The organism is Hyalangium ruber (assembly GCF_034259325.1).
Lineage (GTDB): Bacteria > Myxococcota > Myxococcia > Myxococcales > Myxococcaceae > Hyalangium_A > Hyalangium_A rubrum.
On the sequence record NZ_JAXIVS010000005.1, the window covers coordinates 505,410 to 521,950 of the forward strand.

General features: G+C 68.9%; 13 protein-coding genes. 4 read left to right on the top strand and 9 right to left on the bottom strand.

Features of this window, described 5'->3' with window-relative positions; translation table 11 throughout:
• Positions 1-34: 34 nt before the first annotated feature.
• Together SYV04_RS17610 and SYV04_RS17615 are read left to right on the top strand one after the other, a co-directional pair.
• Entirely contained in the window at positions 35-652 is a 618-nt protein-coding gene (locus SYV04_RS17610) for a response regulator transcription factor (RefSeq protein WP_321546965.1), read from the top strand.
• Positions 653-777: 125 nt separating this feature from the next.
• A complete protein-coding gene (locus tag SYV04_RS17615) occupies positions 778-1,425 on the top strand; it encodes a hypothetical protein (protein WP_321546966.1) in 648 nt (215 codons plus the stop codon).
• 32 nt (positions 1,426-1,457) lie between these two features.
• Here SYV04_RS17615 and SYV04_RS17620 read toward each other — a convergent pair whose 3' ends face one another.
• From SYV04_RS17620 to SYV04_RS17640, 5 genes are all read right to left on the bottom strand, one after another.
• Positions 1,458-2,849, bottom strand: a complete 1,392-nt coding sequence (locus tag SYV04_RS17620; RefSeq protein WP_321546967.1) for an FAD-binding oxidoreductase — start codon at positions 2,847-2,849, stop codon at positions 1,458-1,460.
• Between the two features lie 106 nt (positions 2,850-2,955).
• Positions 2,956-3,735 carry a MetQ/NlpA family ABC transporter substrate-binding protein gene (locus tag SYV04_RS17625; RefSeq protein ID WP_321546968.1) on the bottom strand — a complete coding sequence of 260 codons (780 nt, stop codon included), beginning with the start codon at positions 3,733-3,735 and terminating at the stop codon, positions 2,956-2,958.
• Positions 3,736-3,741: 6 nt separating this feature from the next.
• Positions 3,742-4,395 (bottom strand): methionine ABC transporter permease, encoded by a 654-nt coding sequence (locus SYV04_RS17630; protein ID WP_321546969.1) that lies wholly within the window; start codon positions 4,393-4,395, stop codon positions 3,742-3,744.
• On the bottom strand, positions 4,376-5,419 hold the full coding sequence (locus SYV04_RS17635; RefSeq protein ID WP_321546970.1) for a methionine ABC transporter ATP-binding protein: 1,044 nt from the start codon (positions 5,417-5,419) through the stop codon (positions 4,376-4,378). Before SYV04_RS17635 ends, SYV04_RS17630 begins: the two co-directional genes overlap by 20 nt.
• Positions 5,416-5,820: a hypothetical protein gene (locus tag SYV04_RS17640; RefSeq protein ID WP_321546971.1), complete on the bottom strand. Its 405-nt coding sequence runs from the start codon at positions 5,818-5,820 to the stop codon at positions 5,416-5,418. Before SYV04_RS17640 ends, SYV04_RS17635 begins: the two co-directional genes overlap by 4 nt.
• 247 nt (positions 5,821-6,067) lie before the next feature.
• Here SYV04_RS17640 and SYV04_RS17645 point away from each other — a divergent pair, with 247 nt between their 5' ends.
• Positions 6,068-9,640 (top strand): ATP-binding protein, encoded by a 3,573-nt coding sequence (locus SYV04_RS17645; protein ID WP_321546972.1) that lies wholly within the window; start codon positions 6,068-6,070, stop codon positions 9,638-9,640.
• 3 nt (positions 9,641-9,643) lie between these two features.
• Here SYV04_RS17645 and SYV04_RS17650 read toward each other — a convergent pair whose 3' ends face one another.
• Genes SYV04_RS17650 through SYV04_RS17665 form a run of 4 tightly spaced genes read right to left on the bottom strand, consistent with a single transcriptional unit; the run spans position 9,644 to position 14,563 of the window.
• On the bottom strand, positions 9,644-10,459 hold the full coding sequence (locus SYV04_RS17650) for an SDR family NAD(P)-dependent oxidoreductase (RefSeq protein ID WP_321546973.1): 816 nt from the start codon (positions 10,457-10,459) through the stop codon (positions 9,644-9,646).
• Positions 10,456-11,208 carry a lysophospholipid acyltransferase family protein gene (locus SYV04_RS17655; RefSeq protein ID WP_321546974.1) on the bottom strand — a complete coding sequence of 251 codons (753 nt, stop codon included), beginning with the start codon at positions 11,206-11,208 and terminating at the stop codon, positions 10,456-10,458. Before SYV04_RS17655 ends, SYV04_RS17650 begins: the two co-directional genes overlap by 4 nt.
• The gene (locus SYV04_RS17660; protein ID WP_321546975.1) at positions 11,205-12,173 is read right to left on the bottom strand and encodes a 3-oxoacyl-ACP synthase III family protein; all 969 of its coding nucleotides are present in this window, start codon (positions 12,171-12,173) and stop codon (positions 11,205-11,207) included. The genes SYV04_RS17655 and SYV04_RS17660 overlap by 4 nt, the downstream gene beginning before the upstream one ends.
• Positions 12,170-14,563 carry a patatin-like phospholipase family protein gene (locus tag SYV04_RS17665; protein WP_321546976.1) on the bottom strand — a complete coding sequence of 798 codons (2,394 nt, stop codon included), beginning with the start codon at positions 14,561-14,563 and terminating at the stop codon, positions 12,170-12,172. Before SYV04_RS17665 ends, SYV04_RS17660 begins: the two co-directional genes overlap by 4 nt.
• A 214-nt stretch (positions 14,564-14,777) precedes the next feature.
• On the opposite strand from SYV04_RS17665, the gene SYV04_RS17670 reads away from it, so the two are divergent.
• Positions 14,778-16,532 carry a sigma-54-dependent transcriptional regulator gene (locus SYV04_RS17670; protein ID WP_321546977.1) on the top strand — a complete coding sequence of 585 codons (1,755 nt, stop codon included), beginning with the start codon at positions 14,778-14,780 and terminating at the stop codon, positions 16,530-16,532.
• Positions 16,533-16,541: the final 9 nt, after the last annotated feature.

Here is a 16,541-nt window from a genome sequence, read left to right on the forward strand (position 1 = left end):
TCCTGCCTGAGCGCGCCTTGCTAGACTGGCCCCCATGAATCAGGAGCGCCCGGTAGTGCTCGTCGTGGACGACGACCCTTCAGTCCTACGCAGCCTGGAGCGCTTGCTTCAAGTCGAGGGGTATGCGGTGGAGACCTTCTCCCATCCGCGACAGTTGCTGGAGCGGAGCCCGGCGCAGGGGCCTCGGTGTGTGGTGATGGACCTGCGCATGCCGGAGCTCAACGGCCTGGAGTTGCAGGAGGAGCTGCGACGCGCGGGATGGAGCCACCCCATCGTCTTCATCAGCGGACATGGGGACGTGCCAGCGGCGGTCAAGGCGATGAAAGCGGGGGCGGTGGACTTCCTGCCCAAGCCGTTCAGCGCGGCGGACCTGCTGGGTGCGGTGGAGCGGGCCCTGGCCCAGGACAGGCAGGCCCTGGCGAAGCAAGGGGAGCGTGAGGCGCTGCGGGCCCGCTTCTCCGTGCTGTCGCCCCGGGAGTGGCAGGTCTGCCAGTTGGTGGCCCAGGGGCGGCTCAACAAGCAGATCGCCGCCGAGCTGGGCACGGCCGAGCAGACCGTGCGCCTGCAGCGCAGCCGCGCCATGGAGAAGCTGGCCGTGGAGTCGGTGGCGGAGCTGGTGCAGCTGATGGAAAAGCTGGAGCCCTCTGTGTAACGCGTTACCTACCTCTGCCACGCGTTACCTGAAGAACCCCGGGCCGTCAGCCGCTCCCTCTCGGTGCGCACGTGCAACCGCGCCGGGCATGACGATTGCTCGCTCCCTCCTCAGAGGGAGGCTTCATGACGGTGAATTATCCGAAGTACCCGCACCCACTGGCGCTGCCTTGGCCGCGCCCCGGTCACGGAGGAGCGGCGCCGAAGCAGGACATCCCGCGCACGCGACTCTTTCGCCTCCTGGCGCTTGGGCTCCTGTGCATCAACATCCCCTGCATCGCCCGTGACGCCCACAGGCCCAGGCAATCGGAGTGCAAGGCCAACCTCAAGTCCCTCTTCACCGCGCTCAGGACCTTTCATCCAGGGCCACAGGGAACACGCGGCTCCCACCCCACCCTGCTCGAGATCGGCTTCTCTCCGGAGCGCTCCAACCACTACGCCTACTTCCTGGGGTGGGGGCCCATGGAGGACCGCAGCGGCATGGAGGCCGTGAGCGTGGAAGGACAAATGGGCATTGGCGTCGACACCTTCAAATTCCCACGCGATCGCGCGCTCACTCCACGGGACCTCCCCTTGGACCTGGCCGGACAGATCGGGTTCAAAGGAGCCTGCCCGGACTGCGACTTCATCGCGGCATGCGCCGGGGACGACGACAACAACCCCAAGGACAATCCCGACGTCTGGAGCATCTCCAGCCTGGACCGGGAGATCGAAGGTGTCCCGGTCGCCGCGGGTGAGCCCTACCATCATGTGAACGACCAGACCGCGCACTGATGGCGTCCCCTGCCGGAGCGGTAGCGACCTCCTCAATGCACCGAGGCAACCGAGTCGGGGGGCTGCTTCCGCAACCCAAGCGCTGCCCGGCACGTCTTCGTGTAGAGGTCGCGGAAGATGTTGTCCGGATCGGTGAGCTGCTTCACCGCCTGGTAGGTCTCCCTGTTCCAGATGCTCCAGAAGGTCTGCTCGTCGTAATAGTTGTACGAGATGAGCGTCTTGGTGCCGTTGACCTGCGGCAGCACGTCCTCGAATTCCTTGTAGAGGTTGCGGCCCGGCTGCTGCTTGAGCCCGTAGACCGCGAGGTCGAGGAACAACGGATCTTGCACACCGCACCACCAGCGGGGCGTGAGCCACTCGTAGTCCCGCATGCGCCGGTAGGGCACGCACCACACCGGGTAGAAGTGCATCTCGCGGTGGTACCAGTCCATGAACTCGGCTGTGCGCGAGAACGGGACGAACACGTCCACGATGACCTGCGGACTCTTCTCCGGCAGGAAGCGGTGGAAGCGGTCCGCGGCCCTCAGCACGCTGTCCGAATGCACCAGCTTGCCGAACAAGGCCCGGCCGAGGAGGCTCCTCGGCTTGACGTGGGTAACCCCTCGGTCATAGCGGAAGAGATAGTCGTAGGTCGTGAGGTAGTCCTCGGCGCGCTTCGGGATGCTCTCGCAGTACGCCTTGAGCCAGTCGTAGCGGCTCACGTAGGGAGCGCGCTCCACGAAGCGGCCCACGCACAGCACGTGCTTCGTCGGTGAGAAGATCTGCCCGTCGAGGTAGTCCGCGTCCTGGGCGGTGAAGTGGCGCCAGATGGCCTGCTGAAAGTCCTCGAGCGTGGCGTAGGTCTCATACGTCACGTGTACACAGGGCGCGGCGCGCACCAGCTTGAAGCGCAGCCGCGAGAGGATGCCGAGCGTCCCGAACGAGCCATGGATCATCTGGAACACGAGCGGGTTCTGGTGCGGGGAGCAGCGCAGCACATCTCCCTTCGCGGTGATGAGCTCGTATTCGAGGCAGGTGTCGTGGAAGCCGCCGTACCGGAAGGACATGGACTCGATGGAGCAGCCCGCGATGGAGCCCCCGAGGGTGATGGTCTTGTGCTCGGGGACGATGATGGGCACGAGCCCGTAGCGCATCGTCGCGCGGACCACCTCGTCGAAGGTGACCGCGGGCTCGGCCGTGCAGGTCATCGCCACGGGGTCGATCTCGATGATCTGATCGAGGTCGCTCAGATCGATCTTCTCGTCATTGCGCCGCTGGTCGTTGCGCTTGGGGACTTGATGCGGCGGCGTCTTCTTCTTGAGGGACACGGGCCGGGTGCTCGTGCGCTGCCGCAACTGCCGCGCGATCCGCTCGACCTTCGCCGCGTGCCGCGCCTCATGCCGATCGGGCTCCTCCGACCAATGCATCCTGGGAGCCGAGTCCATTTGCATCTCACTCCTCCGATTCCTGAGAATGGAGAGGCTGTGAGCGCTTGGTGAGTCAGAGCCCGTCGGGCCGGCCCTCACCCGCTCGGCTGCTAACCGCCCTGCCCTACCGCCAGGCCGGCACGACGGCGCCCCGAAAGGTCTCCTCGATGAAGCGTTTGACCTCCGGCGACTGGTAGGCCCGCACCAGAACCTGGAGTTCGGGGCGCGCGCGCTCGCTCTCGCGTGCGGCGATCACGTTGGCGTACGGCGAGGCGGCGGCCTCTCTCACCAGCGCATCCTTGAGGGGGTTGAGCCCTGCCTCGAGCGCATAGTTGGTGTTGATCGCCGCCGCATCGACATCGTCGAGCACGCGAGGCAGCTGGGCGGCATCGAGCTCCACGAACTCGAGCTGCTTCGGGTTCCCTTCGACATCAGCGACGCTGGCGCCCACGCCCACCCCCTTTCGCAAACGAAGGAGCTTCTCGCTCTCGAGCAACTTGAGGACACGCCCGCCATTGGTCGGGTCATTGGGGATCGCCACCCGAGCGCCCTTGGGCAGTTGCTGCAGCGAGGCGTGCTTGCGCGAGTAGATGCCGATAGGAAACGTGACCGTGCGTGCGATGGAGACAATCCGGTAGCCGCGATCCTGGTTCTGTTGGTCGAGGTAGGGCTGGTGCTGAAAGCTGTTGGCATCGAGTTCACCGGCCGCCAGCGCCTCGTTGGGCTGCACGTAGTCGTTGAACTCGATGATCTTCACCGTCACGCCCTCGCGGGCGGCGACGCGGGCGACCACCTCGAGGATCTGCGCGTGCGGACCAGCGGTGACGCCTACCTTCAAGGTGCGCGTCTGTGCGGAGGCGAGTGAGGAAGTGGCAAGAGCGAGGAGCAGGAGGCTGCGAAGCACAGGAGCCTACTTTCGAGAGAGCCGGCGCGCGACGACGTCGCCGGCGAGTTGGATCGCGTTGACCAGCCCCATCAGCACCACCACCACGGCGGCCATCACCCACGGCTGGAAGCGCTGGTACCCATAGCGAATGCCGAGATCTCCCAGCCCGCCTCCGCCCACCGCGCCAGCCATCGCGGAGGACCCGATCAGGCTGATGACCATGACGGTCGTCGCGGCGACCAGGCCGGGCAGCGACTCATGGAGCAGTACCTTCCAGACGATCTGCCAGCGAGTCGCGCCCAGGGAGCGGGCCGCGTCAATCAGCTCGCGATCCACCGACTTGAGCGCCGCCTCGAAGAGCCGCGCCACGAACGGGGCCGCGGCCAAGGCGAGCGGGACGATGGCCGCGCGAGTGCCAATGGCGGTGCCGACCAGGAGCCGTGTCAGCGGGATGATGCTGACCATGAGGATGATGAACGGCGTTGACCGGGTGGCGTTCACGATGAGCGCGAGGCCACGGTGGAGCCACGGCCGCTCGTAGAGGTGGCCAGGCGCGGTCAGCAACAGCCCGACCCCGAGGGGCAGTCCAGCAGCGACCGCGAGCACGCTGGACACGCCTACCATCACCAGCGTCTCCAGGAACGACTTCCACAATAGCTCAAGCATCGCGGCCGACATGGCCCAGCACCTCGACTCCAATGTGGCGTTCGCGCAGGAAGTGGATCGCCGCGCCAATCCGCTCGGGGGCTCCGGAGGCCAGCAGCGACAGGCTCCCCCAGCTTTGCCCCTGGATGTGCTCGATACGTCCAGCCACCACATCGACATTGAGCTCGAATCGACGAACCAACGCACTGACCAGCGCCTCGCGCGAGGGCTCGCCAGGTACGGCCAGCGTAATCAACGTGGCCGCTCCGACGCCGGGCTGGCTCTGCGCTTCGAAGCGAAGCGCCTCGGGAACGGGCGTGGCGCTCAGCTCCGCGGCGAAGCTCCGCGCCGTCCTCGAGCGGGGCGATGAGAAAATGTCGAAGACACGTCCCTGCTCGACCACCCGCCCGCCCTCCATGACCGCCACCCGGTCCGCGAGTCGCCGGACGACATCCCCTTCATGGGTGACGAAGACGATGGTCAGCCCCAGCTCCTCGTTGAGCTGGCGGAGCAGCTCGAGGATCTGCTTCGTCGTCTCCGGATCGAGCGCCGAGGTGGCCTCGTCGCACAGGAGCAGCTTGGGAGCGGTGGCCAGCGCCCGCGCAATCCCCACGCGCTGCTTCTGGCCTCCGCTGAGCTGTGACGGCCACGCCTCTTCCTTGTCCTTCAGCCCGACTCGCGCCAACAGCGAGCGCACGCGCGGAAGGATCTCCGAACGGGGATAGCCCGCCAGCTCGAGCGGCAAGGCGACGTTCCCGGCCACTGTCCGCCGCGAGAGCAGCCCGAAGTTCTGGAACACCATGCCGATGTGACGTCTCGCGCTGGCCAGCTCCGACTCGCCGAGCCGCGTCAGCTCGCGCCCGTCCACCTCCACGGAGCCTTGCTCCGGCCGCTCCAGCAGGTTGATGGTCCGCAAGAGCGTCGTCTTGCCCGCCCCGCTGCGCCCGATGATCCCGAACATCTCGCCCCAGGCGATCTCGAGCGAGACTCCGTCCAGCGCCCGCTCCGTTCCCTTGGGAGTGGAGAAGGTCTTCACCAGGTTCCGCAGCCGAATCACTGGAGCCCTCGGGGCTCGACCCACCTGGGGCCTGCGTCGCTGATCCCCAGCGACACGATGCCAAGCGCGACGAGCTGGCGGACCTCCTGTCCTGCCTGTGGCCGGCTGACGACCACCGACACCACGGCGCCCGTCGCCGACCGCCTCTCGACGGCCGTCGTGACGATCAGCCTCTGGTGAGCCCTGACGGGAGCCAGGAGCTGCACATTGTCGACCTTGAGCGGCACGACCTTCCGGCCCACCGCTTTCGCTCCGAGCCACGAGGCGAGCGCGAGCAACTGCTCGCGGAGCCGATCGAGCCCCAGGAGCCCGTCCGGCCCCACCTCATCCAAACCAACGTTCCATTCCTGCTGAGCACTGAATTGCGAAGCCCCCGCATCGGAGGCTGCCAGGCGAGACATGAGAGAATCCGTGGAGAAAGTTGAACCGCTGCGAACCGGGCGCCTCTTGGGCGCTCAACAGCCGCAGCGACAACACAAGGCCTTCAGCCACTCTCTCGACGGCGCCTTCATGGGCATCCGTTATAACGGACATCCGTCCAGTGTCAACGCCAACTGCCTCGGGCGCGCTGCCCTTCTCTCGCGCCTCGACGCTCGCCGAGTTCCTGAAGTGTTTAAATCGGGCGCCGATGACCGGTAAGGGGAAGGTATGAACGCAGCGGCGCAGGGGAGCGCGCTTGGAGACACCTCGGCTCCGCTCTCGGCAAGCACCGAGGTGCTGGGCCGGCGCTACCACGTCCTGGAGGTCGTCGGTCGGGGCGGAATGGGCACCGTCTACCTCGCGCGCGATCGCCTCGCCGGCGTGGTGGCCCTGAAGCGGCTCCACCGCTCCATCGACGAGATCGCCAACGACGCCTCGCGCAGCTTCGGCTCGAAGACCGCCGCGCCCGAGGTCGCCCTGGGGCTCGCCGACGAGTTCAAGGTCCTCACCTCGCTGCACCACCCGCACGTCATCAGCGTGCTGGACTACGGGTTCGACGATCAGCAGCGCCCCTACTACACGATGGATCTGCTCAAGGGGGCGAAGACCATCACCGAGGCGGGCAAGCACCAGCCGCATGAGGCGCGCGTCGGGCTGCTGGCGCAGGTGCTCCAGGCGCTGGCCTACATGCACCGCTGGGGCGTCATCCACCGCGATCTCAAGCCGGGCAACGTGCTCGTCGTGGATGGGCAGGTCAAGGTGCTCGACTTCGGCCTGGCCATCGCCCGGGAGGGGCTCCCAGGTCAGGCCACGGTGGGCTCGCCCGGCTTCGTGGCTCCGGAACTCTTCGAGGGCCAGCCGGCCTCTGCGGCCTCGGATCTCTACAGCCTGGGGATGATCGCCTACCGACTGTTCGCGATGCCCGTGGCCCCCGGCCGCCCCACGGGGCTGCCCCCCGGCCTCGAGGAGAGCGCGCTGGGACAGGTGCTGCGCCGGCTGAGCGCCCCGGATCCCCAGGAGCGCTACCGAAGCGCCGAGGAGGCCCTGGCCGCGCTCACGGAGGCGACCGGCCACCAGGTGGTCATCGAGACGTCAGCCACGCGCGAGAGCTTCCTGCAGGGCGCCCGCTTCGTGGGCCGCGAGCGCGAGCTGGCCCGCCTGGAGGCAGTGCTGAGCCAGGCGCTCAGCGGTCGCGGAGGTGCGTGGCTAGTCGGCGGAGAGAGCGGCGTGGGCAAGTCGCGGCTCCTCGAAGAGGTACGCACGCTGGCGCTCGTACGAGGCGCCGTGGTGGTGCGTGGGCAGGCCGTCAGCGAAGGCGGCATCCCCTACCAGGAGTGGCGCGCGGTGCTGCGCTGGCTGGTGCTGCTGGCCGAGCCGAGTGACTTCGAGGCCAGCGTGCTCAAGCCGCTGGTGGAGGACATCGAGGTGCTGCTGGGTCGCGCGGTGCCCGGGCTGGTGGAGATCGACCCCGAGATGGCGCAGGCGCGCCTGTTCACGGTGGTGGCGGATCTCTTCCGCCGCGTCCCCCAGCCCACCGTGCTCATCATCGAGGATCAGCACTGGGCGGCGAGCGACTCCCTGCGCCTGCTGGCGCGCCTCTCGACGCTGGCGCGGGCGACGCCGCTGCTCATCCTGGCCACCTACCGGGACGATGAGCGCCCGGACCTGCCGGGTGAGCTGCCCGAGGTGGAGGTGCTGAAGCTGCCCCGGCTCGACACGGAGGCCATGACCGTGCTGAGCGAGTCGATGATCGGCGCGGCTGGGCGCTCGCCCCAGATCGTCGAGCTGCTGCGCCGCGAGACGGAGGGCAACCCCTTCTTCCTGGTGGAGGTGGTGCGCTCGCTGGCCGAGGAGACCGGGCAGTTGGATCGCGTCGGCTCCGCGCCGCTGCCGGACAAGGTGTTTCCCGGTGGCGTGCGGCAGATCGTCCAGCGGCGGCTGGCGAAGCTCCCCCCCTCGGCGCGGGAGCTGCTCCAGCTGGCCGCGGTCATCGGCCGCCAGATCGATCCGAAGCTCCTGCGTGTGTGCGCCCCCTCCATGCGCATGGACGCGTGGCTGAACGAGTGCGCGAGCGCCGCGGTGCTGGATGTCTCCGATGGGCAGTGGCGCTTCGCGCACGACAAGCTGCGCGAGGGCGTGCTCGCGGATCTGCCGCCACGCGCCGAGCCCTTGCTGCACCGCCAGGCCGCGGTGGCCATCGAGGCGCTGTACCCGGACTCCCCGGACTGGACGGTGGCGCTCGCGTCCCACTGGGGCAAGGCGGGCGACACGGCCAAGGAGATCCTCTACACCCAGAAGGCGGGAGAGCAGGCGCTGGCGGTCTACGCCTGCCGCGAGGCCATCCCGCACCTGGAGCGGGCCCTGGCGCTGAGCCTGCCCGCCGAGTCTCCTCAGGCCCTGAAGCCCGAGCAGCGTGACACGGTGGCCCGCCTCGAGGCGCGGCTGGCGGAGGCCGCCTTCCAGCTCGGGCACCCGGACCGCTTCCGCGTACACGCCGAGCGCGCCCTGCGCCACTTCGGCTGGCGCATGCCCAACTCCCCTGCCCGCTGGGGCCTGGGGGTGCTGTGGCAGATCGTCTACCGCATCGCGCAGGCGGCGGTGCCCGAGGCTTTCGAGATCACCGCTCCCGAGAAGCAGCAACGCCGCCTCGAAGCCGGACGCCTGATGGTGCGCCTGGCGGAGATCTCCGTCTACGCGCAGGACCTGCCCCGGATGCTCTGGTCCGGGCTGCGGATGCTCAACCTCAACGCGCCCGTGGGGCCGTCCTCGGATCTGTCGCGCGGCTATGCGCTCATGGCCATCGTGACGGGCAGCGTCCCCCCCACGCGTCCCATCTCCGAGCGGTGGCTCGCCCGCGCTCTCGGCATGGCCGAGCAGGTGGGCGCGCCCGTCGAGAAGGCCTACGCGCTCAGCCAGCACGCCCTGTGCGGCATCGCCCTGGCGCGCTGGGAGCAGGTGGAGGCATGGGGCAACCAATCCATCGCCCTGGCGCAGAGCCTGGGCTACTCCCGGCAGGCGGAGGAGACCCAGGCGATGCTGGCCTGCGCGAACACCATTCGCGGCCGGTACCAGTACGCCCTGGAGCGGCTGGACCAGGTGGAGGCCTCGGCACGCCGGCGTGGGGCCCTTCAGACCAAGCGTTGGGGTCCTATCATGCGCGTGGGGCCGCTGATGCGACTGGGCCGCTCGGCCGAGGCCGTGGCATTGCTGGAACCCGAGCTGCCGGGCATCGACGCGGAAGCCGAGTCCTCGGAGAAGATCGTGGCCTACGGCCCGCTGGCGCTGGCGCGGCTGCGGTTGGGAGACACCGAGAAGGCGCTACACGCGGCGGGGCGGACGCTGGAGGTACTCCGCTCCATCAAGCCCGTCACCTTCTTCCTCTACCCCGGCATCCTCGGGATGGTGGAGGCATACCTCACGCTGTGGGAGAGGGCCTCCACGCAGGCTCCCGCCGAGCGTGCGCCCTTGGAGCAGCAGGCCAAGGCGGCCCTGGGGATCCTGCGCACCTTTGCGTTGGTCAACCCGTTCGCCCGCCCCTATGCGCGTCTGGCCCGGGGGAACGAAGCGTGGCTCTCCGGGCGACAGGCCGTGGCGCGGGAGGCGTGGCGCTCGGCGCTGGCCCAGGCCGAGCGGCTCGCGATGCCCTTCGAGCAGGCCCGGGCCCGCTACGAGCTCGGCCGCCACATGGACCCGCAGGAGCCCGCCCGACAGGAGCACCTGCTGCGCGCTCGGGCGCTCTTCGCTCAAATGAACATGGTCGATGACGTCGCGCGGGTACAGGCGGAGCTCGACCGCGCGTAGGGCTCAGCGCGAAGGGTTGAGCACCAGATCGAGCAGCCTCAGCGTCATGCCGCCCGTGAAGTCGATGGTGGCACCGTTGAACCAGTCCACGTCCTCTCCCACGAGGATGGAGACGAAGCGCGCCACCTCCTCCACGGTACACATCCGCCCCGAGGGGTTCATCTGGCGGTGGGCTTCCTCCAGCCGAGCCATCGCCTCGGGCGAGTAGACGTGGCGAATGGCCGGCGTCACCACGGTGCCGAACTTGAGCAGGTTCACCCGGTGTCCACGAGGGCCCAGCTCGAGGGCCAGGTGGCGCACGTAGATCTCCAGCGCCGCCTTGGCCGCGGTAATGGCCCCCGTGTTGTGGAGCAGCGATTCGGTGAGCGGGTTGGTCAGCCCCAACAGCCGGGCCCCGGGCGCGAGCAAGTCCTTCGCGACCAGCGCCTGGGCCCAATAAATGAACGAGTGGGCCATGGCGGTGAAGGTCCGCTCCAGCTGCCGAGAATGCAGGGGCTCTCCCTTCTCGGGGACGAAGAGCCCCACGGAGCCGCTGGCGAGCGAGTGGACGAACAGCTTGACGCTGCGCGGCCCCGCCGCCGCCAGGAGGAGCTCCGCTCCCTGGATAGCCCCCTCACTGGTGCCCGCATCGCCCCGGTGCATGACGATGCGGCGACCGGTGGAGGCGACCTCCTGCTCCACCTGGGCGGCTTGCTCGAGATAGCGCCCGCGATGCATGCCGAACACGTTCAGGCCCCGAGTACGCGCCACCTCCACCGCGATGGAGGCCCCGGTCCCCGAGGATGCCCCCAGGATGACCGCCCACTGCTCCTGACTCATCTCCCCTCCCCTCTGCTCCGCGCGCCATCCATGAGCGCCTGCACCGCGCCACGGACCTCCTGGTGCAGTCGCAGCAACGCCTCGCGGTCTCCAGGATCGATCCGCCCGTTCAGGTGCCGCTCGATCGGCTCCCCCACCCACTGCGTCATCTTCACCGGCAGAGGGGGCGAGAACGGCCACACCCCCGTCGCGCCGATTCCCAGCCAGACCGGAAGCCCGAAGGGCACGCCGAGCCGCCGCCCGAGCGCATAGCCATCATTGAGGCCCAGGTAGCCATCATCCACGCCCTCACCCGCGACCGGGACGATGGGCAGGCCGTACTTGATCGCCAGGCGCAGGTAGCCGAGTCGCTCTCCCCAATCCACCTGATAGCGGTGGCGGAAGCTGCGGCACCCCTCCCGCGTACCTCCCGGCTGGACGAGGATGTGCTCGCCCCGCGCCACCGCGTCCGCCACTCCCTGTCCGTCCCCGGTCACGAAGCCCAGGCCGTCGATCACCCACCGCAAGAGCCGGTTGTGGCCGAAGTAGCCATGAATGATGCCGTGCGGCAGATACCCCAGGCGCTCGTAGAGCGTGACGGTGAGCATGCACTGATCGAGCGCGAGCGGCCGGCCATGGTAGGCGACGATCAGCTTCGCCCCTGGCCGCAAGAGCGTCCCCAGTCCCTTCACCTCATAGCGGTGCCAGGCGCGCAGCAGCCGGAACGCCGCCAACCACGTGCTCAGGGGAACGCCATGAGCCTGACTCATTCCCCCACCTGGTAGAGCAGCGCGCCGTGCGAGACGCCCGCCCCTACTCCGACCATCAGGATCCGATCCCCCGGCTTCACGGGCCGCGTGCGCCACAGTCGATCGAGGCTGACGGGGATCGACGCCGCGCCCACGCTGCCGGTCTCCTCCACCACGGGGACGATCCGCTCCGGTGCGATGCCGAGCCCCTCGACGATGGCGCGCAGCATGGCCCCGTTGGGCTGGTGGGGCAGCACCCACTGGATGTCGGCCAGCGTCACGCGGGCCTGATCCAGCACCGTGCGGGTGGCGGTGGACAGCGCGTTCATGGCGATCTGGAGGATCTCGTCCCGCGAGACATGGAAGCGCACCTTCTCGGGGCGACCGGTGAACACCGGGTGCTCCAGCACGGTGTCCGGCGGCAGGGTGCCATCATTGGCGAGCACCGAGCTCAGCAGCCCCTCGCCCGGACGCGCGGGGCCGAGCACGGCGGCGGCGACGGCATCCCCGAACACGAGGTACGGGCGCGCATCGCTCGCGTCCACGATGCGCGAGCCCAGCTCCACGACGACGATGCCCACCGGCGACAGCCCCGTGGCCACGCAGCGCGAGGCGAGATCGAAGGCCGACAAGAAGCCCATGCAGGCGTTGTTGAGATCGATGCCGTCGCACGTCCCCGCGAGCCCCAGCGCGGCGGACACCCGGTTGGCGCTGGCGGGGATGAGGATCTCTCCCCCCGTGGAGCTGACGAACAGCAGGCGGCGCAACTGCCTGGCCTCCAGGCCCGCCACCTCCAGCGCCTGGCGAAGCACCTGAGCGCCCAGCTCCGCCACCTTGGCCTCGGGCTCGGCCCAGTGGCGGGTGCGGATGCCGGTGCGCCGCATCATGGCCGCTGGCTCACGCCCCAGCTGCCGAGACAGTTCCTCCGTCGTCACCGCTCTCCCGGGCAGCATGCTGGCTGTCCCCAGGATGCGAACGGGGATCATGCCGACTCCTTCGCCCCGAGCCGCAGGACCGCCTCCTTCATCTTGGACCGCACCCGCTCCCGAACCTGGGAGAGGACATCCCCGCGTCGCTGAGCCATCCCCTTCCACCGCTTCTCGATGTCATCGAGGGAGGGCCCCAGGTTCTGCTTCGCCGCGTCCACGAAGGCCTGCCCCTCGGCGAACGACCAGGGGGCGATCGGGACGAACGGGCTGTCGTAGAGCACATCGGCGCAAGAGCTGCTCTGCTCTCCACCGGTGTGGAACAGGATGAGGGTCGAGCGCACCAGATCCGACAAGCGCCCGAGGGGGTTGAGCCCGTGAATGAACCGCCCCGCGGGGCCGGGCAGCAGAGGGCCCGGATCCTTGTGGTCGGGAGGGTCGGAGAGGACGTTGCCGGCCACGGTCAGGTTGGCGCGCTGGGTCAGCAGCACGCTGGCGGGCACACTGTTGATGAAGGCGCCATCGACGACTCGGCAGTGATCGTCCGTGAAGACCGGGGATAGCAGGCCGGGCATGATGCCGCTGGAGCGCACGCCCGAGCCCAAGGTTCCCTTGGGGCGCACGTAGGCCTGGGACTCGGAGACGTTCGTCCCCACGGGGAAGAAGGGAATCTCGACCCGCTCCAGCCGCTGGTGATGGAGCACCCGATCGACATACAGGGACATGGCGCTCGAGTTGACGACGCTGGCGACCATGACCCAGGGGAAGACGTGGCCCTGCTTCAACATCAGGTCCAGCCCCGCCAGGCCCATGCCGGAGTAGAAGGCGCCCACCGCGGCCCCGAAGCTCGTGCCGCTCACGACGTCGATGGGGATGTTGCGCTCGTGCATCCCGCGAATGAGGGCGATCTCGGCGAAGCCCCAGGCTCCGCCTCCTCCCAGGGCGACGCCGACGACGCGCTCGGTGATGCCTCGCCCCCAGCGCCGGAAGCGCTCCTGATCCTCCACGGGGAGCTGGGAGAAGGGCCGGTGGCTGTAGAAGCGCTCGAGCTCGAGGCGCAGCCGCACCGTCCCGGCCGGAAGAGAAGGCCCAGGGAGGAGCTCCGAGCGCGGTGCCAGCAGCGCCGTGTAGAGGGTGGAGTCGCGATCGAAGCCCGGAGGCGGCTTCGAGGCCAGGGGATCGCGCGAGAGCAGGACGAGCTTCCAGGTCACCTCCCCTTCGGACATGGGACGGAAGCCGTGCGCGCGGTTCTGGGGCGGGAGCAGCCCAGGCCACAGGCGGGGATCCACATGCACGAAGAGGTAGTCCCACTCGCCTCGGCAGTCCTCCGCCAGCGACGCCAGCGCCTCGGCCGCGGCTTGCCCATTGGCGACCCGGAGCCGGTAGCACGGCACCTCCCCGGGCTGCCAGCGCGGTCGAGGCTCGGGCGACCCCGCGTTGGATGAGAAGACCAGATCCACTCGGAGGATGTGGTCCTGGTAGGCCTGATGGGTGGCCTCGGCCACGTCCTGGACCAGTACCTCCAGGGGCGCGTCCGGCACTTCACTTCGGAAGAGCACCACCTCCGGCGCCGGTAGCAGCTCGTGCAGGAGCTGCAACCCACGCTGCCAGGTCTCGTTGGGCGACGGAGCGATGGCACCCGCATAGAGCGCGGACCGGAGGCTCAGCCGCTCGCTGTTGCGCTGGGGGATGAAGGCCACCCGAGCCGCCTTGGAGTGGAGCTTCACGGTGGAGGGAGCAGGCGCATCGCTGTGCAGCACCACATCGCCGAAGAGGCTCCCCGGGTAGAGGGCATGCGTGAGCACCGAGTCCCCTTCCTTCCCCTCGGGATCCCGCCACGCCCCCAGGTGCCCATCGAGCACCAGGAACGCCCCCTGGTGCTCCTCCTCGGAGCTGCCCTGGGGCACAACGACTCCCTCTGCCTCTCGAATGGAGCGCACGTCCGCCGTGTCGACCAGGGCGTGCAGCAGCCGCGTGCCGACCCGCTGGAGCTGGACTGTCTTGCGCAGCGCGGTGAAGAAGGTGGACCGTGACCGCTCGAGGCGCGTGTAGCCCTCCAGCAAGTCCTCCAGCTCCTTCGCCTCCTGCTCGGGCAGGGAGTCCAGCGCAGCCTGGGACAGCAGCAGCACCTCACTGGGTGCCATCGACTCGACCCGAAACGAGGCGCGCGGCTCGCGCCGCTTGGCGGCCGAGGGGTTGAGGTTGATCCAAAGGTCCCCGCGATAGAGGGGTCGGTGGGGCATCGCGCACCCAGGGAAGACCTGGGTCAGCGCCAGCTCCCCGGAGATGACCACCAGCGCCCTGGGCTCGGGCGAACCGCCCTGCGCCTGGGAAACACTGATCGTCGTCTCTCGCGGAAAAGATCGCAGCTCGAAGAGTTGCCCGAGCCGCTCCGGGTGCGCCTCGAACCACTGAGACAGGCCCTTGAAGTGCAGTGGAGGAAGCGCCACCGCGGCCCTCATCGGGCGGTCCGCCTTACTATTCTCATTCGCCATCGCGGCTCCCTACTTACTACGGACGCGATGTGTGCCGGTGCGCCTGGGCGCTCGGGTGCCTGCCAAGGAGGTGCTTTCAAGGAGCGCCCTGGCTCTGAGAGGATGGAGGCACTGCGTCAGCAGGGGCGCCCGAGTCCCTGCTTCGGAAATCAACACCCTGGGTGACTTCATGCAAGACGATCTGTCCTCGCTCGTCGTAGCGCTCTCGAAGGCAGGCGACTTCGAGGAAGCGGCGGCGCGGACGCTGAGCAGCCTGATGCACCTCACGGAGGAGACGATCGCCGCCGGTAAGTACAAGGGGCGCGCCAAGGTGCTGCGCGGCATGGTGCATCTGCGTCCCTCGGGCGGGTACCTGCGGCTGGCGATCCTCGAGCAGGGCGCCACCACGGTGCAGTCGGCGGGCAGCGCCGGACCGAAGGGAGCGCCCAGCCTGGTGTCGGCCACGGCGTGGCGCTCGGTGGTGCAGCACGGGTGCCCGGTCTTCATCGACGCGAGCCTGGGGACGCTGCGGCCCTACTCGCCCCAGTCCTCCGAGAACATCGAGGAGCAACTGCCGGGCAGTTTCAACAGCCAGGAGAGCCGACAGAGCTTCCTGAGCCGACAGGCCTCGCACGTGTGCGTCATTCCGCTGCGCACAGTGGGCGCGGGGCTCGGAGGGATGATCTCGCTGGAAGCCGATTGCCCCACGGCGATGGGCCAGGACTTCATCTGGCGCGACTGCGTGGAGCGCCTGCAGCTCATCTCCGAGATCGCCTCGCCCTACCTCACCGGCCTGCCGGCCCGCCCGGTGGGTCAGGTGGAGGTGGACGAGTATCTCCCGGTGGTGGGCGCGACGATGGCCAGCCTGTTGCCCATCCTGAATGTGTTCGCCCAGCAGGAAGAGAGCATCCTGATCAGCGGGGCGACGGGCGCGGGCAAGTCGCGACTGGCGCGCTGGTGCCACTCGCGCTCGAACCGGCGCAAGGGCCCCTTCGAGGTGCTGGATCTGATCGCCGTTCCCGAAGAGCTTCAGATGGCGGAGCTCTTCGGGTGGAAGAAAGGGGCGTTCACGGGCGCGGTGAAGGACAGCCTGGGCAGCATCGGCCGCGCGGAAGGTGGCACGCTCTTCATCGACGAGATCGACAAGCTGTCACTCAAGGCCCAGGCGGGCCTGCTCCGCGTGCTGGAGGAGCGGACCTATCGCGTGCTGGGAGACGGAGTCGGGGATCGACCGGCGGACGTACGCTTCGTCATCGGCACCAACGCCGACCTGCGCGAGGCGGTGCGCGCGGGACGGTTCCGGGAGGACCTCTACTACCGCATCAACGTGCTCCCGCTGCGGGTGCCCTCGCTGGACGAGCGCCGGGATGAGCTGCCGATGTGGGGCAACTACATGGTGAACCGGCGGCACCGCGAGCAGTTCCCCAACGGGCAGGCGCGGCTGACGCCCGAGGCGGAGCAGCTGCTCAGCGGGCGCAAGTGGCCGGGCAACCTGCGCCAGCTCGACAACATCATCCGCCGGGCCTACACGCTGGCGCTGGTGGAGCACGGGGCGGTGCCCGAGCTGATGCTGCAAGAGGGCCACGTCGCACGGGCGCTGGAGTACGAGGGCAGAGCGGGTGACGCGGCGGACAAGGGCGCCAGCTCGCTGGTGGAGGCGTTCCGCGCGGCGGCGACGGCGTTCATCGCGGAGGCCAGGCGCCGGGGCACGCCGCTGGACCTGGCCATGGCAGAGGCGATGGTGGGCGTGGTGCTGGGGCAGGCCGTGCAGCAACTGGGCCGCGAAGAGGCCTTCCGGCTGCTGGGGCGGGAGAACCTGCTGAAGAACCGCAACCACCACAAGGTGCTCAAGCGCGAGCTGGAGAAGGTGGAAGCCCTCTACAAGGAGCTGGGCGAAGGCAGCTCTCCCTTCGCCGCGCTGCTGGCCGAGGACGAGGCGGCCTGAGCCGCACCT